The sequence below is a fragment of the Kitasatospora sp. NPDC002522 genome (assembly GCF_053595195.1).
Map to the genome: position 1 here is coordinate 258,086 of NZ_JBSFXE010000002.1, position 23,929 is coordinate 282,014.

Sequence of the window (23,929 nt, forward strand, 5' to 3'; positions counted from 1 at the left end):
GACATCCGTCGGCCTTCGCATCCAGGGGAGCCGACCCGGAAATTCGAGGCGAGAGGCCCCGACGTGGCAGCACCCCAGAATTACCTCGCGGTCATCAAGGTCGTCGGCATCGGCGGAGGCGGCGTCAACGCCATCAACCGGATGATCGAGGTCGGGCTCAAGGGCGTCGAGTTCATCGCGATCAACACCGACGCCCAGGCGCTGCTGATGAGCGACGCCGACGTGAAGCTCGACGTCGGCCGTGAACTGACCCGCGGCCTCGGCGCCGGCGCCAACCCCGAGGTCGGCCGGAAGGCCGCCGAGGACCACCGCGAGGAGATCGAGGAGGTCCTCAAGGGGGCCGACATGGTCTTCGTGACCGCCGGCGAGGGCGGTGGCACCGGCACCGGCGGCGCGCCCGTGGTGGCCAACATCGCCCGTTCGCTCGGCGCCCTGACCATCGGCGTGGTCACCCGTCCGTTCACCTTCGAGGGCCGCCGCCGGGCCAACCAGGCCGAGGACGGCATCGCCTCCCTGCGCGAGCAGGTCGACACCCTGATCGTCATCCCGAACGACCGACTGCTGTCGATCTCCGACCGCCAGGTCTCGGTGCTGGACGCCTTCCGCTCCGCCGACCAGGTGCTGCTCTCCGGTGTGCAGGGCATCACCGACCTGATCACCACCCCCGGCCTGATCAACCTGGACTTCGCCGACGTCAAGTCGGTGATGTCGGACGCCGGTTCCGCGCTCATGGGCATCGGCTCCGCGCGCGGCGAGGACCGGGCCAAGGCGGCCGCCGTGATGGCGATCTCCTCGCCGCTGCTGGAGGCCTCGATCGACGGCGCCCGCGGCGTGCTGCTCTCCATCTCCGGCGGCTCGGACCTCGGCCTGTTCGAGATCAACGAGGCGGCCCAGCTGGTCTCCGAGGCGGCCCACCCCGAAGCCAACATCATCTTCGGCGCGGTCATCGACGACGCGCTCGGCGACGAGGTCCGGGTCACCGTGATCGCGGCCGGCTTCGACGGCGGCCAGCCGCCGGCGATCGTCCGCGAGCCGGTGGTGAAGTCGGCCTCGACCAACCCGCCGGCCACCCCGGAGCGTCCGCTCGGCCGCCCGTCGTACGGCACCATCGGCTCGGTCACCCGCTCCGACGAGCCGTCCCGGCCGAGCGAGTCCCCGGTGACCGCCACCGCCTCGCCGGTGCCGCCGCAGGTCCAGCCGGTCCGTCAGCCGTACGTCGAGAGCCCCGCGGAGGAGCTCGACGTGCCGGACTTCTTGAAGTGATCGACAGCTCGCTGCGCAACGGTGCTCACTTCGCCTTCACCACCCGGTGGGGCGGGGTGAGCACCGCGCCGTACGGGGAGCTCAACCTCGGCGGCGCGGTCGGGGACTCACCCGAAGCCGTCATGCAGAACCGTTTCCTCACCGCCCGCGAGCTGGGCCTCGACCCGGCCGACGTGGTGTGGATGAACCAGGTGCACGGCGCCGAGGTCGCCGTGGTGACGGAGCGCCAGCCGGACGGCCAGGCCCCCACCGTGGACGCGGTGGTCACCGACCGCCCGCTGGCGCTCGCCGTGCTGACCGCCGACTGCACCCCGGTGCTGCTGGCCGACCCGGTGGCCGGCATCGCCGGCGCCGCGCACGCCGGCCGGCCCGGCCTCGCCGCCGGGGTGGTCCCCGCGGTGGTCACCGCGATGGTGGAACTCGGCGCCCGGCCCGAGCGGATCACCGCCGCCACCGGCCCCGCGGTCTGCGGCCGCTGCTACGAGGTGCCCGCCGCGATGCGCGCCGAGGTCGCCGAACTCGTCCCGGCCGCCTGGGCCGAGACCTCGTGGGGCACCCCCGCGCTGGACGTCCCGGCGGGGGTCGCCGCGCAGCTCGCCGCGGCGGGCGTGCAGGATGTGGTGCGATCGACCGTCTGCACCCTCGAGTCCGCCGACCACTACTCCTACCGCCGCGAGCAGCGGACCGGACGACTCGCGAGCTACGTCTGGCTGGGGCCCTCACACTCATGACGAACGACATCTTCGGTCCGTTCCCGGGCCGCTCCGACTTCCCGGCTGCCCTGACGGAGGCTCAGCGCGCCCGCTACGAGCAGCTGGGCGCCAGCCTCGACGTGGTCGAGCGCCGGATCGCCGACGCCTGCGCCGCGGCGGGCCGCCCCCGCGAGGAGGTCACCCTGATCGTGGTGACCAAGACCTACCCCGCCGAGGACACCGCCCTGCTGGCCGGACTCGGCGTCACCGACGTGGCGGAGAACCGCGACCAGGACGCCGCCCCCAAGGCCGAGCGCTGCGTCGAACTCCCGCTCAGCTGGCACTTCGTCGGTCAGCTGCAGACCAACAAGGCCCGCTCGGTGGTCCGCTACTCGGACGTCGTGCACTCGGTGGACCGCGACCGGCTGGTCGACTCGCTGGCCGCCGCCGTCCGCGCCGCCGAACGCCCGCCGCTCGGCTGCCTGGTGCAGGTCGCCCTCGACAAGGAGTCGGGGGAGGGCGAGCACCGCGCGGGCGTCGCCCCCGCCGACGTGGCCGCCCTGGCCGACCGGATCGCCGACACGCCCGGGCTGCGCCTGGACGGTGTGATGACGGTCGCACCGCTGGTGGGCCCGCTCGCGGACGACCCCGCGCGCGCCTTCGCACGCCTCGCGGAAATCGCAAGCGCCGTACGCGCGGCCCATCCGACTGCCACGATGGTTTCGGCAGGGATGAGTGGGGACTTGGAGCAGGCGATCGCCGCAGGAGCGACACATGTACGCGTCGGAACGGCGGTGCTCGGAGTGCGGTCACCCCTCGGGTAACGTCACCGAGTAAGTAGATCAGACTGCAGGACAAAATAGGACAGAACCTAGCAGATGATCAGTCTGCAGGTAAACCGTGGATCGCATCCGAGCGCACACCTCCGCGGTCTGACGGACCGTCGGCCTGACCGGCCGTAAGAGGATCACGGGCTCCGCAGGGCGACACGGTGGGCGCATGAGCGGAGGAGACAGAGGCATGGCCGGCGCGATGCGCAAGATGGCGGTCTATCTCGGCCTCGTCGAGGACGAGACCTACGACGGCCAGGGGTACGACCCCGACGACGACTACGACACGGACCCCGAGCCGATCCGCACCGGACGGACCGAGGACCTCCGGGCCGCGCCCCAGCCGGCGCCCGCCGCCCAGGCGGCGCCGGTGGCGCAGATCGCGCCCCAGCCGGTGCCCGCCGCGGTGCCGATCCGGCAGGACCCGCCGCGGATGGCGCCCGTGTCCTCCATCACACCCGACCGCCACCGCAACCTGGAGAAGAGCGCCCCGGTGATCATGCCCAAGGTAGTGAACGAACGAGAGCCCTACCGCATCACCACGCTGCACCCGAGGACCTACAACGAGGCCCGTACCATCGGGGAACAGTTCCGTGGCGGCACTCCTGTGATCATGAATTTGACCGAGATGGACGACACGGACGCGAAGCGGCTCGTAGACTTCGCGGCTGGACTGGTCTTCGGTCTGCACGGCAGTATCGAGCGCGTGACACAGAAGGTGTTCCTGCTGTCGCCTGCTAACGTCGATGTCACGGCGGAGGACAAGGCTCGGATCGCCGAGGGTGGGTTCTTCAACCAGAGCTGACCCGGCCACGACTTTCTGTGTGGATCAATTGACAGTGCGTCACTGACGGACCGTCGGCCTGGGAGAGGGAAAACGCGATGGGGATCTTCGGTTCGGTGCTCTACTGGGTGCTGACCGTGTTCCTGCTGATCCTGCTCTTCAGGTTGGTGATGGACTGGGTCTTCCAGTTCGCCCGCTCGTGGCGTCCTGGAAAGGCCATGGTCGTGGTGCTGGAGGCCACGTACACTGTCACGGATCCGCCACTCAAGCTTCTTCGGCGTTTCATCCCGCCGTTGCGTCTCGGGGGCGTGGCGCTCGACCTGTCCTTCTTCGTACTGATGATCATTGTGTATGTCCTGATCTCGCTCGTGCAGCGCCTGTCGTTCTGACGATGCGACAGGATGCCGGTGTGCCGACGATCACGTTGAGGTGAAGAGATGCCATTGACCCCCGAGGACGTTCGGAACAAGCAGTTCACGACCGTCCGGCTGCGCGAAGGCTATGACGAGGACGAGGTCGATGCCTTCCTCGACGAGGTCGAAGCCGAGCTGACTCGCCTGCTGCGCGAGAACGAGGACCTGCGCGCCAAGCTCGCCGCGGCCACCCGTGCCGCGGCGCAGAACCAGGCCAACATGCGCAAGGAGCAGCAGGCTCCGCAGGACGCCGGCCGTCCCGGCGCCCCGGTGCCCGCCGCCATATCCGGCCCGCCGGTGCCCGGCCAGCAGCAGGGCCCCGGTCCGCAGCAGCTCGGCGGCCCGCAGCAACTCGGCGGCCCCCAGCAGGGCATGGGCAACCAGCAGGGCATGGGCAACCAGCCCCTCGGCCTGCCGTCCGGCGCGCCGCAGCTGCCCGCCGGCCAGGGCGGCCCGATGGGCGGTCCGATGGGCAACCCGATGCAGCAGCAGATGGGTCAGACCATGGGCGGCCAGCAGCAGCTGGTCCAGCCGATGGGCGGCCAGATGCTGCAGCCGATGGGCAACCCGATGCAGCAGCAGATGGGTCAGACCATGGGCGGGCAGCAGCTCGCTCCCATGGGCGGCCCGATGGGCGGTCCGATGGGCGCCCCGATGCAGCAGCAGGCCCCCGGTGGCGACAGCGCCGCGCGTGTCCTCGCGCTCGCCCAGCAGACCGCCGACCAGGCGATCTCCGAGGCCCGTTCCGAGGCCAACAAGATCGTCGGCGAGGCCCGCAGCCGCGCCGAGGGCCTGGAGCGGGACGCCCGCGCCAAGGCCGACGCCCTGGAGCGGGACGCCCAGGAGAAGCACCGCGTCGCGATGGGCTCGCTGGAGTCCGCCCGCGCCACGCTGGAGCGCAAGGTCGAGGACCTGCGCGCCTTCGAGCGCGAGTACCGGACGCGGCTCAAGTCCTACCTGGAGACCCAGCTGCGCCAGTTGGAGTCCCAGGCGGACGACTCGCTCGCTCCGCCGCGGATCCCCGCCACCGCGTCGCTGCCCCCGGCGGCCTCGTCGATGGCCCCCGCGGGTGCCGGTGCGATGAGCTCGGCGCCGTCCTTCGGCTCCAGCCCGTCCTTCGGCGGCAACCAGTCCTTCGGCGGCTCGTCGTTCGGCACCTCGTCCGGCGCCCCGTCCTTCGGCGGGCCCTCGGCGGGCAACGGCGCGATGGCCCCGGCGGGCATGACCCAGCCGATGGCCGCGGTGCGCCCGCAGCCCCCGCAGCCGATGCAGCAGGCTCCCGCGCCGATGCGAGGGTTCCTGATCGACGAGGACGGCGACAACTAGCCGTTCGGCACACGCGAAAGATCCGCCCGAGGAGGGGAACTCCCCTCGCCGGGCGGATCTTTGCTGTCTGCGGTCGGTTGCTCGCGCAGTTCCGCCCCCAGCCCCAAGGGGGGCCGGGAGGTACCCCCCGCGCCCCTGACGGGGCGCGGGGATTCGGCACGCAGCGTTGGCCCTTGCCTGGCCGGTCAGGCCTTGCGGAGGGTGAAGTCCAGGGCCAGGTTCTCGTCGGTGAAGCGGGGGGCGTCGGGGTCGGTGATGGTGAGGGTAAGGGATTCGGCGAGGACCTCGGTGGCGACCAGGGACTGGTGCTCGGTGAGGGCCTCGCGGGTTTCCTCGTCGGTGGTGGCGAGTTGGAGGTGGATGCGGTCGGCGACGTCGAGGCCGGAGTTCTTCCGGGCCTCCTGGATCTGGCGGATCGCGTCGCGGACGATGCCGAGCCGCTTGAGCTCGGGGGTGATCGCCAGGTCGAGGGCGACGGTGGCGCCGGACTCGTTGGCGACGGCCCAACCCTCGCGCGGGGTCTCGGTGATGATCACCTCGTCGGGGGAGAGGGTGATCGTCTCGCCGTCGAGTTCGACCGCGGTCCCGCCGGAGGCGCGCAGCTCCGCGGCGAGCCGCGCCGCGTCGGCGGCGGCGACGGCCTTGGCGACGTCCTGGACGCCCTTGCCGAAGCGCTTGCCGAGGGCCCGGAAGTTGGCCTTGGCGGAGGTGTCGACCAGCGAACCGCCGACCTCGGCGAGCGACTCCAGGACCGAGACGTTGAGCTCCTCGGCGATCTGGGCGCGCAGGTCGGCCGGGAGCTCCTCCCAGCCCTGGGCGGCGATCAGCGCGCGGGACAGCGGCTGACGGGTCTTCACCCCGGACTCGGCGCGGGTGGCCCGGCCGAGCTCGACCAGGCGTCGGACCAGCGCCATGTGCTTGGACAGCTCGGTGTCGATCAGCGACTCGTCGGCGACCGGCCAGCTGCTGAGGTGGACCGAGACCGGCGCGTCCGGGGCGACCGGGACGACCAGGTCCTGCCAGACCCGCTCGGTGATGAACGGGGTGAGCGGGGCCATCAGCCGGGTGACGGTCTCCAGCGCCTCGTGCAGGGTGGCGAGCGCGGCGGCGTCGCCCTGCCAGAAGCGGCGGCGGCCGCGGCGGACGTACCAGTTGGACAGGTCGTCGACGAAGCCGGAGAGCAGCTTGCCGGCCCGCTGGGTGTCGTACGCCTCGTAGGCGGCGTCCACCTCCCGGACCAGGGTGTGCAGTTCGGACAGCACCCAGCGGTCGAGCTGCGGGCGCTCTGCCGGGGCCGGGTCGGCCGCGGAGGGGGCCCAGCCGGCGGTGCGGGCGTACAGGGCCTGGAAGGCGACGGTGTTCCAGTAGGTGAGGAGGGTCTTGCGGACCACCTCCTGGATGGTCCCGTGGCCGACCCGGCGGGCCGACCAGGGGGAGCCGCCCGCGGCCATGAACCAGCGCACCGCGTCGGCGCCGTGCTGGTCCATCAGCGGGATCGGCTGCAGGATGTTGCCCAGGTGCTTGGACATCTTGCGGCCGTCCTCGGCCAGGATGTGGCCGAGGCAGACGACGTTCTCGTAGGAGTTCTTGTCGAACACCAGGGTGCCGACGGCCATCAGCGTGTAGAACCAGCCGCGGGTCTGGTCGATCGCCTCGGAGATGAACTGCGCCGGGTAGCGCTGCTCGAACAGCTCCTTGTTGCGGTACGGGTAGCCGTACTGCGCGAACGGCATCGAGCCCGAGTCGTACCAGGCGTCGATCACCTCGGGCACCCGGACCGCGGTGGTGGAGCACTGCGGGCAGGGGAAGGTGACCTCGTCGATGTACGGGCGGTGCGGGTCCAGGCCGGACTGGTCGGTGCCGGTCAGCTCGGAGAGCTGGGCGAGCGAGCCGACGCAGGTCAGGTGGTCGTCCGCGCAGCGCCAGATCGGCAGCGGGGTGCCCCAGTAGCGGTTGCGGGAGAGCGCCCAGTCGATGTTGTTGTTCAGCCAGTCGCCGAAGCGGCCGTGCTTGACCGTGTCGGGGAACCAGTTGGTCGCCTCGTTCTCGCGGATCATCGCGTCCTTGACGGCGGTGGTCCGGATGTACCAGGACGGCTGCGCGTAGTAGAGCAGCGCGGTGTGGCAGCGCCAGCAGTGCGGGTAGCTGTGCTCGTACGGGAGGTGACGGAACAGCAGGCCGCGGGCCGCCAGGTCGGCGACCAGGGTCTCGTCGGCCTTCTTGAAGAACACCCCGCCGACCAGCGGGACGTCGGCGGCGAAGGTGCCGTCGGTCTCCACCGGGTTGACCACCGGCAGGTCGTAGCGGCGGCAGGTCGCGAGGTCGTCGGCGCCGAAGGCGGGCGACTGGTGGACGATGCCGGTGCCGTCCTCGGTGGTGACGTAGTCGGCGGTCAGCACGTAGTGGGCGTCCGGGATCTCGACCAGGTCGAAGGGGCGCCGGTAGTGCCAGCGCTCCATCTCGGCGCCGGTGAAGGACTCGCCGGTGGTCTCCCAGCCCTCGCCGAGGGCCTTGGCGACCAGCGGCTCGGCGACCACCAGGCGCTCGTTGCCGTCGGTGGCGACCACGTAGGTCACCTCGGGGTGGACGGCGGCGGCGGTGTTGGAGACCAGGGTCCACGGGGTGGTGGTCCACACCAGCAGGGCGGCGGTGCCGGCCAGCGGGCCGGAGGTGAGCGGGAAGCGCACGTACACCGAGGGGTCGACCACGGTCTCGTAGCCCTGGGCCAGCTCGTGGTCGGACAGGCCGGTGCCGCAGCGCGGGCACCACGGGGCGACCCGGTGGTCCTGGACCAGCAGGCCCTTGTCGAAGATCTGCTGGAGCGACCACCAGACCGACTCGATGTAGGACGGGTCCATGGTGCGGTACGCCTCGTCGAGGTCGACCCAGTAGCCCATCCGCCGGGTCAGTTCGGCGAACGCGTCGGTGTGCCGGGTCACCGACTCGCGGCACTTGGCGTTGAACTCGGCGATGCCGTACTTCTCGATCTCCGGCTTGCCGGAGAAGCCCAGCTCCTTCTCGACCGCGAGCTCCACCGGCAGGCCGTGGCAGTCCCAGCCGGCCTTGCGGGCCACGTGGTAGCCCTTCATGGTGCGGTAGCGCGGGAAGACGTCCTTGAAGACGCGGGCCTCGATGTGGTGCGCGCCGGGCATGCCGTTGGCGGTGGGCGGGCCCTCGTAGAACACCCACTCGGGGCGGCCCTCGGACTGCTCCAGGCTGCGCTGGAAGACCTTCTGGTCCTGCCAGAAGCTCAGGATCTGGTGTTCGAGCACCGGCAGGTCGACCTGCGCGGGGACGGCGTTGTAGGTGGGCGACATGGCGGGCGTCAACCTCCGGCGGATGCGTGGACTGGCTCCGACGGAGGGACGAGACGGCTGGCCGTCCCGCGGTACCACCCTCCTTGGCCGCGCGCGTTGCCGTGGCCCTCTCTTTGGGTTTTGCTGCCGGGTCTAGTAGGCCCTGACCAGGGCCGTTCTTCCGGCGGCTCCGGGGTGATCTTCCCGCCGCGCACACCCCCGGGCTCGCACCGTCCCCGGGTCGCTCATGGCTGCGTACGTCGGTACTCGTCCCATCTGCGCCTTGCAATGCACAGTGTATCGGCCCCGGCAAGCCGATTCGCGCACCCGCGAGCCGGTGGCCCGGGTGGTTAGCCGATGACGATCTGGGCACAACTTGGGCAGCGTTTCCGCGACCGGCGGCTGCGCGGGTGGGATCGGCGAAACGCTTCGGTATGTCCCGTTGTGGGCTGATTCGATGAGGTTTATCGTTCCCGGACCGGCAAGATCGTCGGGAACCGACGCTTCTGATCATTCGTGAATGAGGTCGAAAGCCATGGCTGAGAAGGCGACAGGAACCGTGACCAAGAGGTCGCGCAAGGCCGTGGCAGGCGACCCAGGGGAGGGGACCGTGAGCACTGCACGGCGAAAGACCGGCACGACCACCGGACACACCGCGGCGACGAGCCGCGGCCACGTGCCCGCGGGCAGTGGCGCCCGCGGCGCCGAGTCGGTCGACCCGGCGGAGCTGCCGGTCCGCCCGGGCGAGGAGTCCTGGACCGCCGCCGAGGTCGCCGAGCTGCACGACGAGCTCGCCTCCGACCTGCTCCGGCTGCGCGCCGAGATCGAGGCCTCCGAGGCCGCCGTCGCGGGCCTGATGCGCGACTCCAACGACGGCGCGGGCGACGACCAGGTCGACGCCGGCACCAAGAACATCAACCGGGAGAGCGAGCTCGCGCTCGCCAGCAACGCCCGCGACAGCCTCGCCCAGACCGAGCGCGCGCTGGCCCGGCTGGAGGGCGCCGGCTTCGGCCTGTGCGAGTCCTGCGGCCAGCCGGTCGGCAAGGCCCGCCTGCAGGCCTTCCCGCGGGCCACGCTCTGCGTCAGCTGCAAGGCGAAGCAGGAGCGCCGCTGACCCGGGTCCGGTGACGCTCCGGTGACCGGGATTCACCGCGCGCGGCGGCCACGGGGGCGGGCGGTGCCGTACCCTCGTCCCCGTAACGTCGACCGGCTTTCCACACGGCAGCGGAGCGGATCATCAGCACTCCAGGTTCCCCCCAGACCCAGGACGACGCCGTCCCCACCGCCCGGCAGCCCGAGGGCGGTGAGTCGGTGAACCCCGCCGAGGACCTCCCGGCGGGCGGCGCCACCGCCGCCGACGGGGCGCGCGCGGTCGTCCGCCGGCGCCGGATCAGCCTGCTGCTGGTGGTCGCGCTCATCGCGTACCTGATCGACCTCGGCTCCAAGCTGCTGGTGGTCGCCAAGCTGGAGGGCCACTCGCCGATCCGGGTCATCGGCGACTGGATGACCTTCCAGGTGATCCGCAACCCCGGCGCCGCGTTCGGCATGGGGCAGGCGATGACCGTGCTGTTCACCGCCATCGCGGCCGGCGTCATCGTGGTGATCTGGCGGATCGCCCGCAAGCTCTACAGCCTGCCCTGGGCGATCGCGCTCGGCCTGCTGCTCGGCGGCGCGCTCGGCAACCTCACCGACCGGCTGTTCCGCACCCCCGGCGTCTTCCGCGGCCACGTGGTGGACTTCATCTCGGTCCAGCACTTCGCCGTCTTCAACCTCGCCGACTCGGCGATCGTCTGCGGCGGCATCCTGGTGGTGCTGCTCTCCTTCCGCGGCTCCAACCCGGACGGCACCGTCCACGGCGCACCGGCCGCCAAGGCGGAGGAGCCCGGCGACGACGGGGACGGGCACCAGGCCTGAGAACCCGAAACGGCTCCGCCCCGCCCACCGACGTCTCGTCGGTGGGCGGGGCGGAGCCGTTTCGGGTCCGGGTGCGGCTCAGCCGACCGGGCGGCCGGTCACCAGGGCCGTGATCTCCGCGGCGAGCTCGGGGCCGAGGGTGCCCCAGCCCTCCTTGTAGCCGTAGACGCCGGCCAGCGTGCGGGCCTCGTAGTCGCCGTTCATGACCTCGACGTCCTCGGCCGTGATCAGGGCCGGGTGGGCGACGCCGAGGGCGGAGGAGACCTTCGTCAGCTCCTTGCGCAGGGTGCGCAGGTAGACGGCGGCGCGGGTGGCCTTCGACTCCGGGTCGAGGCCGCGGGCCAGCCACGGGTTCTGGGTGGCGATGCCGGTCGGGCACTTGTCGGTGTGGCACTTCTGGGCCTGGATGCAGCCGATCGACAGCATCGCCTCGCGCGCCACGTTGATCATGTCGACGCCGAGGGCGAAGGCCACCGCGGCGTTCTCCGGCAGACCGAGCTTGCCGGAGCCGATGAAGGTCAGCTCGTCGGTGAGCCCGAGTTCGGCGAAGGTGCCGTAGACCCGGGAGAAGCCCATCCGGAACGGCAGGGACACCGAGTCGGCGAAGATCCGCGGCGCCGCGCCGGTGCCGCCCTCGCCGCCGTCGACGGTCACGAAGTCGACGCCGCGGTCGCCGCGCGCCATCAGGCCCGCGAGCTCCTGCCAGAAGTCCAGCTCGCCCACCGCGCTCTTGATCCCGACGGGCAGGCCGGTCTCGGCGGCGAGCAGCTCGACGAAGTCCAGCATCGAGTCGACGTCGCCGAACGCGCTGTGCCGCGAGGGCGAGGCGCAGTCCTTTCCGGCCGGGATGCCGCGGATCGCGGCGATCTCCGGGGTCACCTTCGCGCCGGGCAGCATGCTTCCGAGGCCCGGCTTGGCGCCCTGGGAGAGCTTGATCTCGATCGCCCGGACCGGGGCGCCGGCGACCACGTCCTTGAGCTTGTCGAGGTTGAAGCTGCCGTCCTCGTTGCGGCAGCCGAAGTACGAGGTGCCCAGCTGCAGGACCAGGTCGCCGCCGCGCCGGTGGTACGGGGAGAGGCCGCCCTCGCCGGTGTTGTGCATCGCGCCGGCCAGTGCCGCGCCCTCGTTGAGCGCGGTGATCGCCGCGCCGGAGAGCGAGCCGAAGCTCATCGCGGAGATGTTCACCACGCTGCCCGGCCGGAACGCCCTGGCGCGGCCGCGCGGCCCGCCCAGCACCTTGGCCGAGGGCAGTGCCGCCTGCGGGTCGTGCGCGTCGGGCAGCGCCCCGGCGAAGGTGCGCTGCTTCAGGTAGGCGCGGCCCTGGGCGTGCGCGACGTCGACCTCGGTGCCGAAGCCGAAGTAGTTGTTCTCCTCCTTCGCCGACGCGTAGATCCAGGTGCGCTGGTCGCGGCTGAACGGCCGCTCCTCCTCGTTGGAGGTCACGATGTACTGCCGCAGCTCCGGGCCGATCCGCTCCAGCAGGTACCGGGCGTGTCCGACGACCGGGAAGTTCCGGAGCAGCGCGTGCCGCTTCTGCACGAGGTCGCGGGCCGCGAGCGCGGCCACCGCGGCCGCGGCGGCGGTGCCGATCGTGCGGGCTTTCATGGACGTTCCCCCCTCGGGTCCGGCCCGTCCCCGTTGACGGAGCCGTCGTACGGTGGTGCGAGCCGATGCTAGGAGGCCCGGCGGACCGGGCTGCGGCCAGGGGGGCAGGTGCGGGTCGGGCATACTCGGGTGGGTGAGTATCGCAGCGCAGACCCGTAGCCTCCCCGTTCCCGACGGCCTGGAGGGCGAGCGGCTGGACGCCGCCCTGGCCCGGATGTTCGGGTTCTCCCGCACCAAGGCCGCCGAGCTGGCCGCCGACGGCAAGGTGACCCTGGACGGCGCGGTGGCCGGGAAGTCGGACCGGGTCACCGCCGGGTCCTGGCTGGAGGTGGAGATCCCGGCGCCCGCCGCGCCGGTGCAGATCGTCGCCGAGGCCGTCGAGGGCATGCGGATCATCCACGACGACGAGCACATCGTGGTCATCGACAAGCCGGTCGGCGTCGCCGCCCACCCCAGCCCCGGCTGGACCGGCACCACCGTGATCGGCGGTCTGGCCGCGGCCGGCTACCGGATCTCCACCTCGGGCGCCGCCGAGCGCCAGGGCGTGGTGCACCGCCTCGACGTCGGCACCTCCGGGATCATGGTGGTCGCCAAGTCCGAGCGCGCCTACACCGACCTGAAGCGCCAGTTCCACGACCGGGTCACCGAGAAGCGCTACAACGCGCTCGTCCAGGGCCACCCCGACCCGCTGTCCGGCACCGTCGACGCGCCGATCGGCCGACACCCCAGCAGCGACTGGAAGTGGGCGGTCACCCGCGACGGCAAGCCGTCGGTCACCCACTACGACCTGATCGAGGCCTACCGCGCCGCCTCGCTGCTCGACATCAAGCTGGAGACCGGCCGCACCCACCAGATCCGGGTGCACATGTCCGCGCTGCGGCACCCGTGCGTGGGCGACCTCACCTACGGCGCCGACCCGACGCTGGCCAAGCGGCTCGGCCTGACCCGGCAGTGGCTGCACGCCGTGTCGCTGGGCTTCGAGCACCCCGAGGACGGCCGCTGGGTGGAGTTCACCAGCAGCTACCCCGAGGACCTGCAGAACGCGCTCGACGTGATCGCGGCGGAGAGCTGACATGACCGTCGAGATCCGGGTCGCGGGCACCGAGGACGAACTGGCGCTGGTGCGCGCCGTGCGGCGCGAGGTGTTCGTCGAGGAGCAGAACGTCCCCGAGGAGCTGGAGTACGACGCGTACGACGCGACCTCGCTGCACCTGCTGGCGACCGGGGCGGACGGCGCGGCGCTCGGCACCGCCCGGCTGATCTCGCGCGCGCAGGCGCTGGAGGTCACCGGCGGCGTCGCCGACCGGGTGCTGCTCGTCCGGCTCGCCGTGGTGCGGTCCGCCCGCGGCACCGGGCTCGGGGCGCGGCTGGTGCGCGCGGTCGAGGAGCAGGGCCGGGAACGCGGTGCCGTCACGCTGGAGCTGCACGCCCAGGTCGCGGCGCCGGGCTTCTACGAGCGGCTCGGCTACGCGGCCGAGGGCCCGGTCTACCAGGACGCGGGCATCGCGCACCGGACCATGACCCGGGTGCTGTAGGCGCCCTACTCGGTCCGCACCCGGGGCAGCGCCTCCGGGTGACGGTCCCTCAGGTGGGCCAGCAGGTACTCCCGGACGGCCAGTTTGAGGGCCGCGGCGTCGTCCGGGCTGCGGGCGGTCATCATGGCGCGGACCACGATGGTGGACGGCGTGCTGTCGGTGACGGTCAGGGACCACTCCTGGCCGTCCCACAGGTCGGTGCTGTCCAGGTGGTGTTTGAGCTCGGTGCGCAGCGCCTCGACCGGCGTGCGGTGGTCGACGTGGAGCAGCACCCAGGCGAGCAGACCCGGGTCGCGGCGGGTCCAGTTCTCGAACGGCTTCGAGACGAAGTAGGAGACCGGGACGACCAGGCGGCGGTGGTCCCACAGCCGGAGCACCAGGTAGGAGAGGGTGATCTCCTCGACGGTGCCCTGCTGCCCCTCCAGGACGACGGTGTCGCCGATCCGGACGGTGTCGCTGAAGGCGATCTGCAGTCCCGCGAAGAAGTTGCCGAGCGCGGACTGGGCGGCGATGCCCGCGACGATGCCGATGATGCCGGCCGAGGCGAGCAGGCTGGCGCCCACGGTGCGCATCGCGTCGAAGGTCAGCAGCATCGCGCCGACCGTGACCACCACGACCACCGCGGAGCCGACCCGGCGGACCAGGCCGAGCTGGGTGCGCACCCGCCCCACCCGGGAGGCGTCCTCGGTGACCGTCTCGTAGCGGCGGAAGACCGTCTCCAGCACGGCGGCCAGGACCCGGACAGTGAGCCACCCGAGGCTGGCGATCAGCACCAGCAGGACGCCGTGGCGGATGTCGTCGTCCTCGGTGTGGAAGATCTTCCGGACCGGCTGCACGGCGAGCAACAGGACCGACAGCAGCACCAGTTGGAGCGGGACGCGGCACCGCCGGAGCAGCGCCCAGACCGGCGTGTCGGGGTGTCGCACGGAGAGCTTCTGCAGGACCTGGTCGACCAGCCAGCCGGCGAAGAGGGTGGCCAGCACGGCGGTGAGCAGGCTGGCGAGCGGCCAGAACACGGGTCACCTCGCGGGGCGCTGGGCGGTGCGGGACCGGACGGTGGGGGATTTGCACCATATCGCGGTGGATTGCGGGTGTTCGGGAGCGGCGGGCGGGACCGGCCGCCCGGCGTGATGCGAAGGACCCGCCCTAACGGATCCCCTACTAGCGGCGCGGTTAGGATCACCGGTCATGGGCTTCGGTGGGGCGTGGCGCGGGTGGCTGACACGTCGTAGGGCGGCGGTGGCGGCCGTAGTGGTCGCTGCGCTGCTGGTCGGCGGTGGCGCGGTCGCGATGGCCGGCGAGCCGGCCGCGGTGCACCGGGAGGACCGGTTCCTGGAGCTGCCGGAGGTCGCGGGCAGCGCGCAGACCGTGCGGATCGACACCTCCTTCTTCACCTCCGGCGGCTCGGAGCGGCGCCCGGCGGTGCTGCTGGCGCACGGCTTCGGCGGGTCGAAGGACGACGAGCGGGCGCGGGCCGAGGAGCTGGCCCGCGCCGGGTACGCGGTGCTGACCTGGTCGGCGCGCGGCTTCGGGCACTCCACCGGGCGGATCGGGCTGAACCAGCCGGAGCGCGAGGTCGCGGACGTCTCCCGGCTGGTGGACTGGCTGGCGCAGCGCCCCGAGGTGCAGTTGGACGGCGCGGGCGACCCGCGGGTGGGCGTCACCGGCGCGTCGTACGGCGGCGCGGTGTCGCTGCTGGCGGCCGGGTACGACACCCGGATCGACGCGATCGCGCCGCAGATCACCTGGTGGAACCTGGCGGACGCGCTGTTCCCGCAGGCCGCGCAGGGCTCCTCGGCGGCCGACGGGGTGTTCAAGAAGCTGTGGGCCGGGATCTTCTTCACGACCGGCTCGGCCTCCGCCACCGGCGGGCCGGGCGCGGCGGGGCGCTCGCCGGAGCCGGGCCCGGTGGGCTGCGGACGGTTCCAGGACGAGCTGTGCGCGATGTACAACCGGGTCGCGGCGAGCGGGCGGCCGGACGCCGACGCGGTGGCGGTACTGGAGCGCTCCAGCCCGTCCTCGGTGGCGTCGCGGATCAAGGTGCCGACCCTGGTGACGCAGGGTCAGCAGGACTCGCTCTTCCCGCTCGACCAGGGCGACGCGATCGCCCGGGCGGTGGCGGCGAACGGCGCGCCGGTGGCGGTGGACTGGTTCGGCGCCGGCCACGACGGCGGGCAGGAGACCAGCACCCGGGCCGACGCCCGGGTGACCGCCTGGTTCGACCACTACCTGAAGGGCGCCTCGAACGGCACCGGCCCCGCGTTCCGGGTCACCCGCACCGGCGGGGTGGACTCCACCGGCTTCCAGGCGGTGCTGCGCGGCGCGGACGCCGACGCCTACCCCGGCCTGGACGGTACCGCGCGGCGCAGCGTCGAGCTGACGGGCCGTGAGCAGGCCATCGCCAACCCGCCGGGCGGCGCGCCGCCGAACATCTCCACGCTGCCCGGCATCGGGGCGCTGGCGCAGCTCTCCTCGGTGGGCGCGGGCCTGGCGCTGGACTTCCCCGGGCAGTTCGCGGGCTTCGACTCCCAGCCGCTGGCGACCTCGCTGCACCTGACCGGTGCGCCGACCGTCTCGGTGCACGTCCAGGCGGACACCCCGGAGGCGGTGCTGTTCGCCAAGCTGTACGACGTGGGCGCGGACGGCAAGCAGTCGCTGCCGCAGCAACTGGTCGCCCCGCTGCGGGTGACCGGCGCCGACGCCCCCGGCGGGCGGACGGTGCAGGTGCGGCTGCCCGCCGTCGACCACGACTTCCCGGCCGGGCACCGGCTGCGGCTGGTGCTGGCCAGCACCGACCTGGCGTACGCCACGCCCGCGCAGGCCGCCACCTACCGGGTGGCCGCCGCCGGGCCGCTGAGCCTGCCGACCGTCGACGGGCTGACCACCGAGTCCGCGCCGCTGCCCGCCCGCACCTGGGTGCTGCCGCTGGTCGCGCTGGCGATCGGCGCACTGCTGGTGTTCGGCCGCCGGCGGCGCGACGCGGTGCCCGCGCCGGACCCGGCGCTGGCCGACGTGCCGCTGCAGATCACCGGCCTGTCGAAGCGTTACCGGGGCTCGGCCGACCGGTACGCGGTGCGCGAGCTGTCGCTGCGGGTGGAGGCCGGGCAGGTGCTCGGCCTGCTCGGGCCGAACGGCGCGGGCAAGACCACCACGCTGCGGATGCTGATGGGCCTGATCCGGCCCGACGAGGGCGAGATCCGGGTGTTCGGGCACGCGGTGCGGCCCGGGGCGCCGGTGCTCTCCCGGGTCGGCTCGTTCGTCGAAGGCGCCGGGTTCCTGCCGCACCTCTCCGGCCGGGCCAACCTGGAGTCGTACTGGGCGGCCACCGGCCGTCCGGTCGAGGACGCGCACTTCGCCGAGGCGCTGGAGATCGCCGGGCTCGGCGACGCGCTGGAGCGGGCGGTGCGCACCTACTCGCAGGGCATGCGGCAGCGCCTGGCCATCGCCCAGGCCATGCTGGGCCTGCCCGACCTGCTGATCCTCGACGAGCCGACCAACGGGCTGGACCCGCCGCAGATCCGCGAGATGCGGGAGGTGATGGTCCGTTACGCCGCCGCCGGGCGCACCGTCATCGTCTCCAGCCACCTGCTCGCCGAGGTCGAGCAGTCCTGCACCCACCTGGTGGTGATGGAGCGCGGCCGCCTGGTCACCGCCGGGCCGACCGCGGAGATCACCGGCGCGGGCGAGCAGCTGCTGGTCACCGTCGACGCGGGCTTCGACGGCGCGGCGGCCGTCGCCGAGAAGCTGGCCGCGCTGCCCGGCGTGGCCGCCGCCGAGGCGACGGACGGCGGGCTGCTGGTCCGCCTCGACGGGCTGCCCGCGAGCCGGCTGACCGCCGAACTGGTGCGCCTGGGCGTCCCGGTGGCGGGCGTCGGCCCGCAGCGACGGCTGGAGGACGCCTTCCTGTCCCTGATCCGAGGAGCGGCTTGAGCGAGCGGTGGGGGCACCTCCCGGCCGCCAAGGCTGGGGGAGAGCTCATCAGTAGGGCTGCGCGTTGTGCGAGAGCACGCGACGAGCGAAGCGAGGAGTGGGCATGAGCACCGTAGTGGACCCCGCCCAGGGCACCGCCGCGCCCGGCTACCGGCCGAGCCGGACGCTGCCGCTGCGGGTCGAGGCGATGCGGCAGCTGCGCCGCCGCCGCACCCTGGTGGTCGGCGCGGTGCTCGCCGTGCTGCCGTTCATCGTGCTGGCCGCCTTCCAGATCGGCGGCACGCCGGACCGCGCCGACCGGACCACCTTCATCGAACTGGCCACCGCGTCCGGGCCGAACTTCGCCACCACGCTGCTCTTCATGGGCACCGGCTTCCTGCTGGTGATCCCGGTGGCGCTGTTCTGCGGCGACACGGTGGCCTCCGAGGCGAGCTGGTCCTCGCTGCGGTACCTGCTGTCCGCGCCGGTGCCGCGGGCGCGGCTGCTGGTGCGCAAGTTCACCGTGGCGCTGGCGTTCTCCGCCGCCGCGGTGGTCCTGCTGCCGACGGTCGCCCTGCTGGTCGGCACCGCCGCGTACGGCTGGGGCGACCTCAAGCTGCCCACCGGCGTCAGCCTCTCCGCGACCGAGGCGCTGCCCCGGCTGGCGATCGCCGTCGCCTACGTCTTCCTCGCCCAGATCGTGGTCGGCGCGCTCGCCTTCTGGCTCTCCACCGCCACCGACGCCCCGCTCGGCGCGGTCGGCGGCGCCGTCTTCGCCTCCATCGTCACCGGCGTCCTGGACGCCGTCACCGCCCTCGGCTCCCTGCGCGAGTGGTTCCCCGCCCACTGGCAGTACGCCTGGGCCGACGCCCTGCAGCCGCAGCTCGAATGGGGCGGCATGCTGCAGGGCGTCGTCCTCTCGCTGTCCTACTCCGTCATCCTGCTGGCGCTGGCCTTCCGCGGCTTCGCCCGCAAGGACGTGGTGTCCTGACGGAGGGTCAGGCCTGGCGCAGGCGCCAGAGCTGGTCGATCCAGGCCGGGTTGCAGTCGTACTGGAAGGCCTGGGAGCCGGGGTTCAGGTTCTGGATCACCAGGCACTTGCCCGAGTACATGTTGATCAGTTCCCAACCCGCCCAGCCGTTGGAGCGGATCTTCCACTTCTGGTTGGCCCCGCCGGTGCAGGTCCACTGCCGGACCGGCGCACCGTTGTCGGTGCGCCAGTCGGCGACCTCCAGGCACTGGGCGCTGTTCTCGTTGCTCACCTGGAAGCCGACGTCGCCGCTGTCGGGGTGGAACCACCACTTCTGGTCGTCGTAGTTGTCGCAGTAGTACTGGAAGGCCCGCGCGCCCTCGGTGTAGCCCTGGGTCACCACGCACTGGCCGCTGTTGATGTTCTGGATCTGGTACTTGAACGACGTGTCGAAGATGATCCCGTCGTCGGCCTGGGCCGGTACCGCAACCGCGGCCAGGGCGGCGGCGGAGAACAGTACGGCGAGGCCGCGCTTCAGCTTGTTCATGGTCATGTCCTCGTGGTTTGTGTACGAGGGAACTCCCCCCGCCGGAAGGATGCCAGGGAGAAGGCTGGTGCGAAAGCGAACTTTAGGTAACGAAGGTTCAGGGCAATGTAGTTGACTGATCATCAGCGCACGTCGCCGGCAGTCGTCTGGATGACCGGGCACTTGCCCGAGTACGCGTTGACCAGTCCCATGCCCACGTACTGGAACACGGGAGCGCCCTCGGCGTAGCCCCGGGTCAACGCACACTGGCCGCTGTTGACGTCCTGGATCCGGTAGGGCGGCGAGGTGTCGATGCTGACGTTGTCGTCGGCCCGGGCCGGTTCCGGCACCGCGGTGATCGCCTGCATGGGCGTCCCGAGTTCCGACTGCGGCAACGGGCAGGGCCTGATGGTCTGGTCGGGCAACGGCCGGGCCGGCCAGCGGTTCGACGTGACCGTGCCCGTGGGCCGGTACCACCACGCGGTCTGCCCGACCGCCCACAGCAGGTTGTGCGTGTCCCGGGCCGGGTGGCCGTCAGCCGAAGCGGAAGAGCTGGGACTTGGCGCCGGGGGTGCAGCTCTCCACGGTGAGCTGGTTGCCGGAGCCGTGGTCGGTGAGGCAGCTGCCGGGGCCGTAGGGGAACTTGACCTGGAAGGTGCCGCTGCCGGCGTCGGCCAGCGCCCAGACCGTGGTGTCGCCGTAGGAGGTGGAGCCGCCGAGTTCGGCGATGGAGGGGCTCCCGGCGTAGCGGACGCCGAGGGCGGTGCTGCCGGGCTTGCAGGCGGTGAAGGTGGTCATGCCGGTGTCGTCGGTGGTCTTGATCCAGCCGTACCCGGTGTAGCCGCCGGCCACCACGGAGACGCCCGCGGTGAGGCTGTCCGAGCCGAGGCCGATGGCCAGGCCGTCGCCGACGTTGGTGAGGCGGCCCCAGCCCGAGCCGCCGCAACCGTTCGCGGGGGTGGTGGGCTTGGCGGTGGTCGGCTTGGGCTGGCTCGGCGGGGTGGTCGTGGTGGAGCCCGAACCGCCCGCGTTGCCCCCGGCGTTGCCGCCCGCGGCCGCGCCGCCGCCGACCGCACCTCCGGCCGCCGCACCGCCGCCCGCCGCGTTGCCGCCGACGGCGGTGCCCGGGTTGCTGCCCGTCCCGGTGCCCGTGCCGGGGTTGCTACCGGTGCCCGCGGCGGGTGCGCCGTCGGGCGGGGTGCCGGGCGGCAGCGGGTTCCCGGCGGCGTCGGTGGCGGGCGGGGCGGTGGACCCGGCGGCCGGTGCGCCGGCGGAGGGGCCGGTGGCGGCGACCGGGGAGCCGGTGGCGCCCGGGGTGCCGGAGGACTTGGCGACGGCCGCGCCGCCCGGGCCGGACTGCCAGGGCATCAGGTCGAGTTGGTGCGCGGTGACGCCGCCGGTGACCACCACCAGCGGCAGGACCAGCGCGACCAGGCGGCGGCGGTTGCGGCTGTCCCGGCTCGGGGTGGGCTCGGTCCGCGCCTCGGCGGCCACCGGAGCGGCCGGGGCGGGCGCGGCGGGCGCGGCGGGTGACGCCTCGTCGGGGCCGGCCAGGGCCACCACCGCGCCGAGCCCGGCGGGGGTGGACATCGCCTGCCGGGCGGCGACGGCCATCGCGGCGGCGTCCGGGTAGCGGTCCTGCGGCTGCTTGGCGAGCGCCCGGGCGACCACCGCGCGCACCGGCGCGGGGACGCCCTCGGGCAGCTCCGGCAGCGGGTCGCGGACGTGCTTGAGGACCACCTCCAGCGGCGTCTCGCCGTTGAACGGCAGCTTGCCGGCCAGCAGTTCGTACAGCACCACGCCGACCGAGTACAGGTCGGAGGCGGCCGAGGCGTCCTTGCCCTCGGCGCGTTCCGGGGCCATGTACAGGGCGGTGCCGATCACCGCGTGGGCGGTGGTGATCCGGGTGTCGGCCAGGGTGCGGGCGATGCCGAAGTCGGTGACGGTGACCCGGCCGTCCTGGTCCACCATCAGGTTGGACGGCTTGATGTCGCGGTGCACGATGCCCTGCTGGTGGGCGGCGTGCAGCGCGTCGAGCACCTGCGCGGCGACGTCCAGCGCCCGGTCCGGCGGGTAACTCCCCTTGCGGCCGCGGACCTTGTCCAGCGGACCGCCGGCGAGCAGTTCCATCACGATGTAGGCGGTCTTCGCGGTCGGGTCGGACCCGTCCTCGCCGTAGTCGTGGATGTGCACCACGCCGCGGTGGTTCATCGCGGCCAGCACGGTCGCCTCGCGGCGGAACCGGGCGGCGAAGGTCTCGTCCTCCATCAGCGCCGGCAGCACGATCTTCACCGCGACCTGACGGCCCAGCACCCGGTCGTCGGCGCGCCAGACCTCGCCCATCGCGCCGCTGCCGAGCCGCTCCGTCAGGGCGTAGCGGCCCCCGAGTACCGTCCCCCGACCCCACATCTGTCCGCTCCCCCAAGCGTGCTGGACAACCTGTCAGCAATGAAGTCTGGCTGCTCACGGGTCCGATGGGAAGACGGATCCGATGAGCTGACCATCATCCGGCGGCACTCTACACCCCGTTGGCACCCCCAACCGTTCGGCTGCGGCCGAGCACTGACGTACGGTCAGGGCAGAGCCGATCCGACCCGACCGACCCGCTGGAGCGCCCATGGAACCCGTGCCGATCGACTTCGCCGCCGCCGGGCCCGCGGCGCGGCCGCTGGGGGTGCGGTGGATCCACGGGTCGCCGTCGGCCAAGCACGACACCGACCCCGAGCTGCAGGTGTACGCGTACGACGAGCACACGGTGATCCTGCGTCAGAACATGGCGGTCAACTACGAGGCGCCGTTCCTGTTCCTGCTGTTCGGGAACGAGCGGGCGGTGCTGGTGGACACCGGGGCCACCGCCGAGGCCGCGTACCTGCCGCTGCGGCGGACGGTGGACGAGCTGCTCGAGGGGTGGCTGGCGCGGCACCCGCGGGACGGGTACGGGCTGCTGGTGCTGCACACCCACCCGCACGGCGACCACGTCGCCGGGGACGGGCAGTTCGCGGACCGGCCGGGCACCGAGCTGGTCGGTGCGGCCATCGAACACGCCTGGCCCTACTTCGGGTTCGACGCCGACCCGGACGCGGTGGCCCGGATCGACCTCGGCGGCCGGGTGCTGGAGTGCCTGGCCACCCCCGGGCACCACCGGGCCGCCGTCACCTTCTTCGACCCGTGGACCGGGTTCCTGCTGACCGGCGACACCGTCTACCCGGGGCGGCTGTACATCGAGGACTGGGCGGCGTTCACCCGCACCGTCGACCGGCTGATCGACTTCGCCGGCCGACGGAACGTCACCCACGTGCTGGGCTGCCACATCGAGATGACCGCCGAACCGGGCGTCGACTACCCGATCCGGAGCACCCACCAGCCCGACGAGCCGCCGCTGGAGCTGAACCCCGGCCACCTCCGGGAGATCCGCGAGGCGCTCACCGCGCTCGGCGGGCAGCCGCAGCGGACGGCGCTGCCGCGGTTCGTGCTCTGGCCCGACGAGTGACGCCGACCCAGGAGTGACGCTCCGCGGCCCACGCGCCGCTACCGGTCCAGCCGGGCATCGGCGGCCAGGACGGCGACCAGCTCGTCCACCCGGTGCTCCGGCAGGCCGCGGGAGGTGAACCAGGCGCCGACGTTGCGCACGTCGCGCTCCAGGAAGGAACGGCCGCGCGGGTTGGCGACCACGTCCACGATCTGCGGGACGTCGATGATCACCAGGCGGCCGCGGTGCACCAGGATGTTGTACGCCGAGAGGTCGCCGTGCGCGTACCCGCCGAGCGCGAGCAGCGACAGGCTGCGGCCGAGCTGCGCCCACAGGTCGTCGACATCGGCCTCCTCGGCCCGGAGTTGGGCGAGGCGGGGCGCGGCGACGCCGTTCTCGTCGCCGACGAACTCCATCAGGATCTCCGTCCCGGTGATCTGCACCGGGTACGGCACCGCCACCCCGGCCGACCAGAGCCGGCTCAGCGCGGCGAACTCGGCGCCCGCCCACTGCCCGGCGATCGCCTCCTTGCCGAACGCCGTCCGCTTCTCCATCGCCCGGCTGATCCGGGACTCCTTGTGCCGGCGGCCCTCCAGGTAGCCGGAGTCGCGGTGGAACATGCGGTGCTGCGCGTCCCGGTACCGCTTGGCGGCCATCAGGGTGCGGCGGTCGGTGCCCGGCACGGAGCGCTCCAGCAGGAAGACGTCTGCCTCCTTGCCGGTCTTCACGATGCCGAGCTCGGTGTCGACGGCGGCCAGCTCCGTCACCACCCAGCCGGGGCGCGGTTCGGGGCCCTTCTCGGTCGGCGTGGACTGGTCCCAGGTCGACCAGCGGTCGCCCTCGGCCGGGCCGTCGGTGACCGGGGCTTCGTCGGCGTCGTCGTTGTCGTCGTAGTCACCGAACTCGTCGGCGAGGAGGGGGAAGTACTCGACCTCGGCATCGTCGAACCGGTCGGACCGGCGGCCGCGTCGAGGGGCGCCCTTGGGGCGGATACGGGAGAAGGAATCGTTGTCGGCAAAGCGCTCACGCACTGCGGTGGCTCCAGGGGAGTGGCCCACCGGGGCGCGGTGTGACGCGCTGTCAGCCGGTGGGGAGGTGACGGAAGAGGAGGGCGTATGGCGCGCACGCGAAGGCGCGCCGCGACACGGCGGCAACCATCCGGACACACCTCCTCTTCGTCAGGCCCGCACCCGGTACTTCGGGCGGACGTGAACACCCTAGTGAGCTGAGCGCAGGGCGCAAGCGATTTATTGAAGTTTGCCATCAGGTCGAATCCCTCCCATCATGGGGAGTGATAGGGAAGGAATCTCAATGATCGTGTCAAGCCGTCTGCGTGACCGACGGGGCGGAGGTGAACAGCCTCTTGTCACGCAGCATCGCCCACAGCACATCGACAC

At 72.5% G+C, this 23,929-nt stretch carries 20 protein-coding genes; 13 read left to right on the forward strand and 7 right to left on the reverse strand.

Going from position 1 to position 23,929, the window contains the following annotated elements:
• The first annotated feature begins 63 nt into the window (after window positions 1–63).
• The 6 genes from ftsZ (at window position 64) to ACWD4U_RS02870 (ending at window position 5,308) form a co-directional block, all read left to right on the forward strand.
• Window positions 64–1,263: a cell division protein FtsZ gene (gene ftsZ, locus ACWD4U_RS02845; RefSeq protein WP_363449801.1), complete on the forward strand. Its 1,200-nt coding sequence runs from the start codon at window positions 64–66 to the stop codon at window positions 1,261–1,263.
• Entirely contained in the window at window positions 1,260–1,994 is a 735-nt protein-coding gene (pgeF, locus tag ACWD4U_RS02850; protein WP_363449803.1) for a peptidoglycan editing factor PgeF, read from the forward strand. Before ftsZ ends, pgeF begins: the two co-directional genes overlap by 4 nt.
• Complete coding sequence (locus tag ACWD4U_RS02855; RefSeq protein WP_363449805.1) at window positions 1,991–2,779, forward strand: YggS family pyridoxal phosphate-dependent enzyme; 789 nt, start codon at window positions 1,991–1,993, stop codon at window positions 2,777–2,779. The genes pgeF and ACWD4U_RS02855 overlap by 4 nt, the downstream gene beginning before the upstream one ends.
• A 196-nt stretch (window positions 2,780–2,975) precedes the next feature.
• A complete protein-coding gene (locus tag ACWD4U_RS02860; RefSeq protein ID WP_363449807.1) occupies window positions 2,976–3,590 on the forward strand; it encodes a cell division protein SepF in 615 nt (204 codons plus the stop codon).
• 77 nt (window positions 3,591–3,667) lie between these two features.
• On the forward strand, window positions 3,668–3,958 hold the full coding sequence (locus tag ACWD4U_RS02865) for a YggT family protein (protein ID WP_033216891.1): 291 nt from the start codon (window positions 3,668–3,670) through the stop codon (window positions 3,956–3,958).
• 48 nt (window positions 3,959–4,006) lie between these two features.
• A complete protein-coding gene (locus ACWD4U_RS02870) occupies window positions 4,007–5,308 on the forward strand; it encodes a DivIVA domain-containing protein (RefSeq protein WP_363449809.1) in 1,302 nt (433 codons plus the stop codon).
• Between the two features lie 185 nt (window positions 5,309–5,493).
• Here the strand turns inward: ACWD4U_RS02870 and ileS are convergent, their stop codons facing one another.
• Window positions 5,494–8,625, reverse strand: coding sequence for an isoleucine--tRNA ligase (ileS, locus tag ACWD4U_RS02875; protein WP_363449811.1), 3,132 nt, complete (start codon window positions 8,623–8,625; stop codon window positions 5,494–5,496).
• Between the two features lie 589 nt (window positions 8,626–9,214).
• Here ileS and ACWD4U_RS02880 point away from each other — a divergent pair.
• Entirely contained in the window at window positions 9,215–9,718 is a 504-nt protein-coding gene (locus ACWD4U_RS02880) for a TraR/DksA family transcriptional regulator (protein WP_363449813.1), read from the forward strand.
• Between the two features lie 119 nt (window positions 9,719–9,837).
• A complete protein-coding gene (gene lspA / locus ACWD4U_RS02885; protein WP_449787083.1) occupies window positions 9,838–10,518 on the forward strand; it encodes a signal peptidase II in 681 nt (226 codons plus the stop codon).
• Between the two features lie 78 nt (window positions 10,519–10,596).
• Here the strand turns inward: lspA and ACWD4U_RS02890 are convergent, their stop codons facing one another.
• Entirely contained in the window at window positions 10,597–12,123 is a 1,527-nt protein-coding gene (locus ACWD4U_RS02890) for an FMN-binding glutamate synthase family protein (protein ID WP_363461941.1), read from the reverse strand.
• Window positions 12,124–12,256: 133 nt separating this feature from the next.
• Here ACWD4U_RS02890 and ACWD4U_RS02895 point away from each other — a divergent pair, with 133 nt between their 5' ends.
• Window positions 12,257–13,195: an RluA family pseudouridine synthase gene (locus ACWD4U_RS02895; RefSeq protein ID WP_363461939.1), complete on the forward strand. Its 939-nt coding sequence runs from the start codon at window positions 12,257–12,259 to the stop codon at window positions 13,193–13,195.
• Window position 13,196: 1 nt separating this feature from the next.
• A complete protein-coding gene (locus ACWD4U_RS02900) occupies window positions 13,197–13,658 on the forward strand; it encodes a GNAT family N-acetyltransferase (protein WP_363461937.1) in 462 nt (153 codons plus the stop codon).
• Between the two features lie 5 nt (window positions 13,659–13,663).
• Here the strand turns inward: ACWD4U_RS02900 and ACWD4U_RS02905 are convergent, their stop codons facing one another.
• Window positions 13,664–14,674 (reverse strand): mechanosensitive ion channel family protein, encoded by a 1,011-nt coding sequence (locus tag ACWD4U_RS02905; protein ID WP_363461935.1) that lies wholly within the window; start codon window positions 14,672–14,674, stop codon window positions 13,664–13,666.
• Between the two features lie 172 nt (window positions 14,675–14,846).
• Here ACWD4U_RS02905 and ACWD4U_RS02910 point away from each other — a divergent pair, with 172 nt between their 5' ends.
• Both ACWD4U_RS02910 and ACWD4U_RS02915 read left to right on the forward strand, forming a co-directional pair.
• On the forward strand, window positions 14,847–17,588 hold the full coding sequence (locus ACWD4U_RS02910; protein ID WP_363461933.1) for an alpha/beta fold hydrolase: 2,742 nt from the start codon (window positions 14,847–14,849) through the stop codon (window positions 17,586–17,588).
• A 103-nt stretch (window positions 17,589–17,691) separates the two neighbouring features.
• Complete coding sequence (locus tag ACWD4U_RS02915; RefSeq protein WP_363461931.1) at window positions 17,692–18,558, forward strand: ABC transporter permease; 867 nt, start codon at window positions 17,692–17,694, stop codon at window positions 18,556–18,558.
• Window positions 18,559–18,565: 7 nt separating this feature from the next.
• Here ACWD4U_RS02915 and ACWD4U_RS02920 read toward each other — a convergent pair whose 3' ends face one another.
• The 3 genes from ACWD4U_RS02920 to ACWD4U_RS02930 all read right to left on the reverse strand — a co-directional run bounded on the left by ACWD4U_RS02920 (window position 18,566) and on the right by ACWD4U_RS02930 (window position 21,472).
• Complete coding sequence (locus ACWD4U_RS02920; RefSeq protein ID WP_363461929.1) at window positions 18,566–19,084, reverse strand: RICIN domain-containing protein; 519 nt, start codon at window positions 19,082–19,084, stop codon at window positions 18,566–18,568.
• A 122-nt stretch (window positions 19,085–19,206) separates the two neighbouring features.
• The gene (locus tag ACWD4U_RS02925; protein WP_363461927.1) at window positions 19,207–19,431 is read right to left on the reverse strand and encodes a hypothetical protein; all 225 of its coding nucleotides are present in this window, start codon (window positions 19,429–19,431) and stop codon (window positions 19,207–19,209) included.
• Between the two features lie 166 nt (window positions 19,432–19,597).
• Complete coding sequence (locus tag ACWD4U_RS02930; RefSeq protein ID WP_363461925.1) at window positions 19,598–21,472, reverse strand: serine/threonine-protein kinase; 1,875 nt, start codon at window positions 21,470–21,472, stop codon at window positions 19,598–19,600.
• A gap of 208 nt (window positions 21,473–21,680) precedes the next feature.
• Here ACWD4U_RS02930 and ACWD4U_RS02935 point away from each other — a divergent pair, with 208 nt between their 5' ends.
• Window positions 21,681–22,553 (forward strand): MBL fold metallo-hydrolase, encoded by an 873-nt coding sequence (locus tag ACWD4U_RS02935; protein ID WP_363461923.1) that lies wholly within the window; start codon window positions 21,681–21,683, stop codon window positions 22,551–22,553.
• Window positions 22,554–22,591: 38 nt separating this feature from the next.
• On the opposite strand, the gene ACWD4U_RS02940 is transcribed toward ACWD4U_RS02935, so the two are convergent.
• Window positions 22,592–23,563, reverse strand: a complete 972-nt coding sequence (locus tag ACWD4U_RS02940; protein WP_363461921.1) for a serine protein kinase RIO — start codon at window positions 23,561–23,563, stop codon at window positions 22,592–22,594.
• Between the last annotated feature and the right edge of the window lie 366 nt (window positions 23,564–23,929).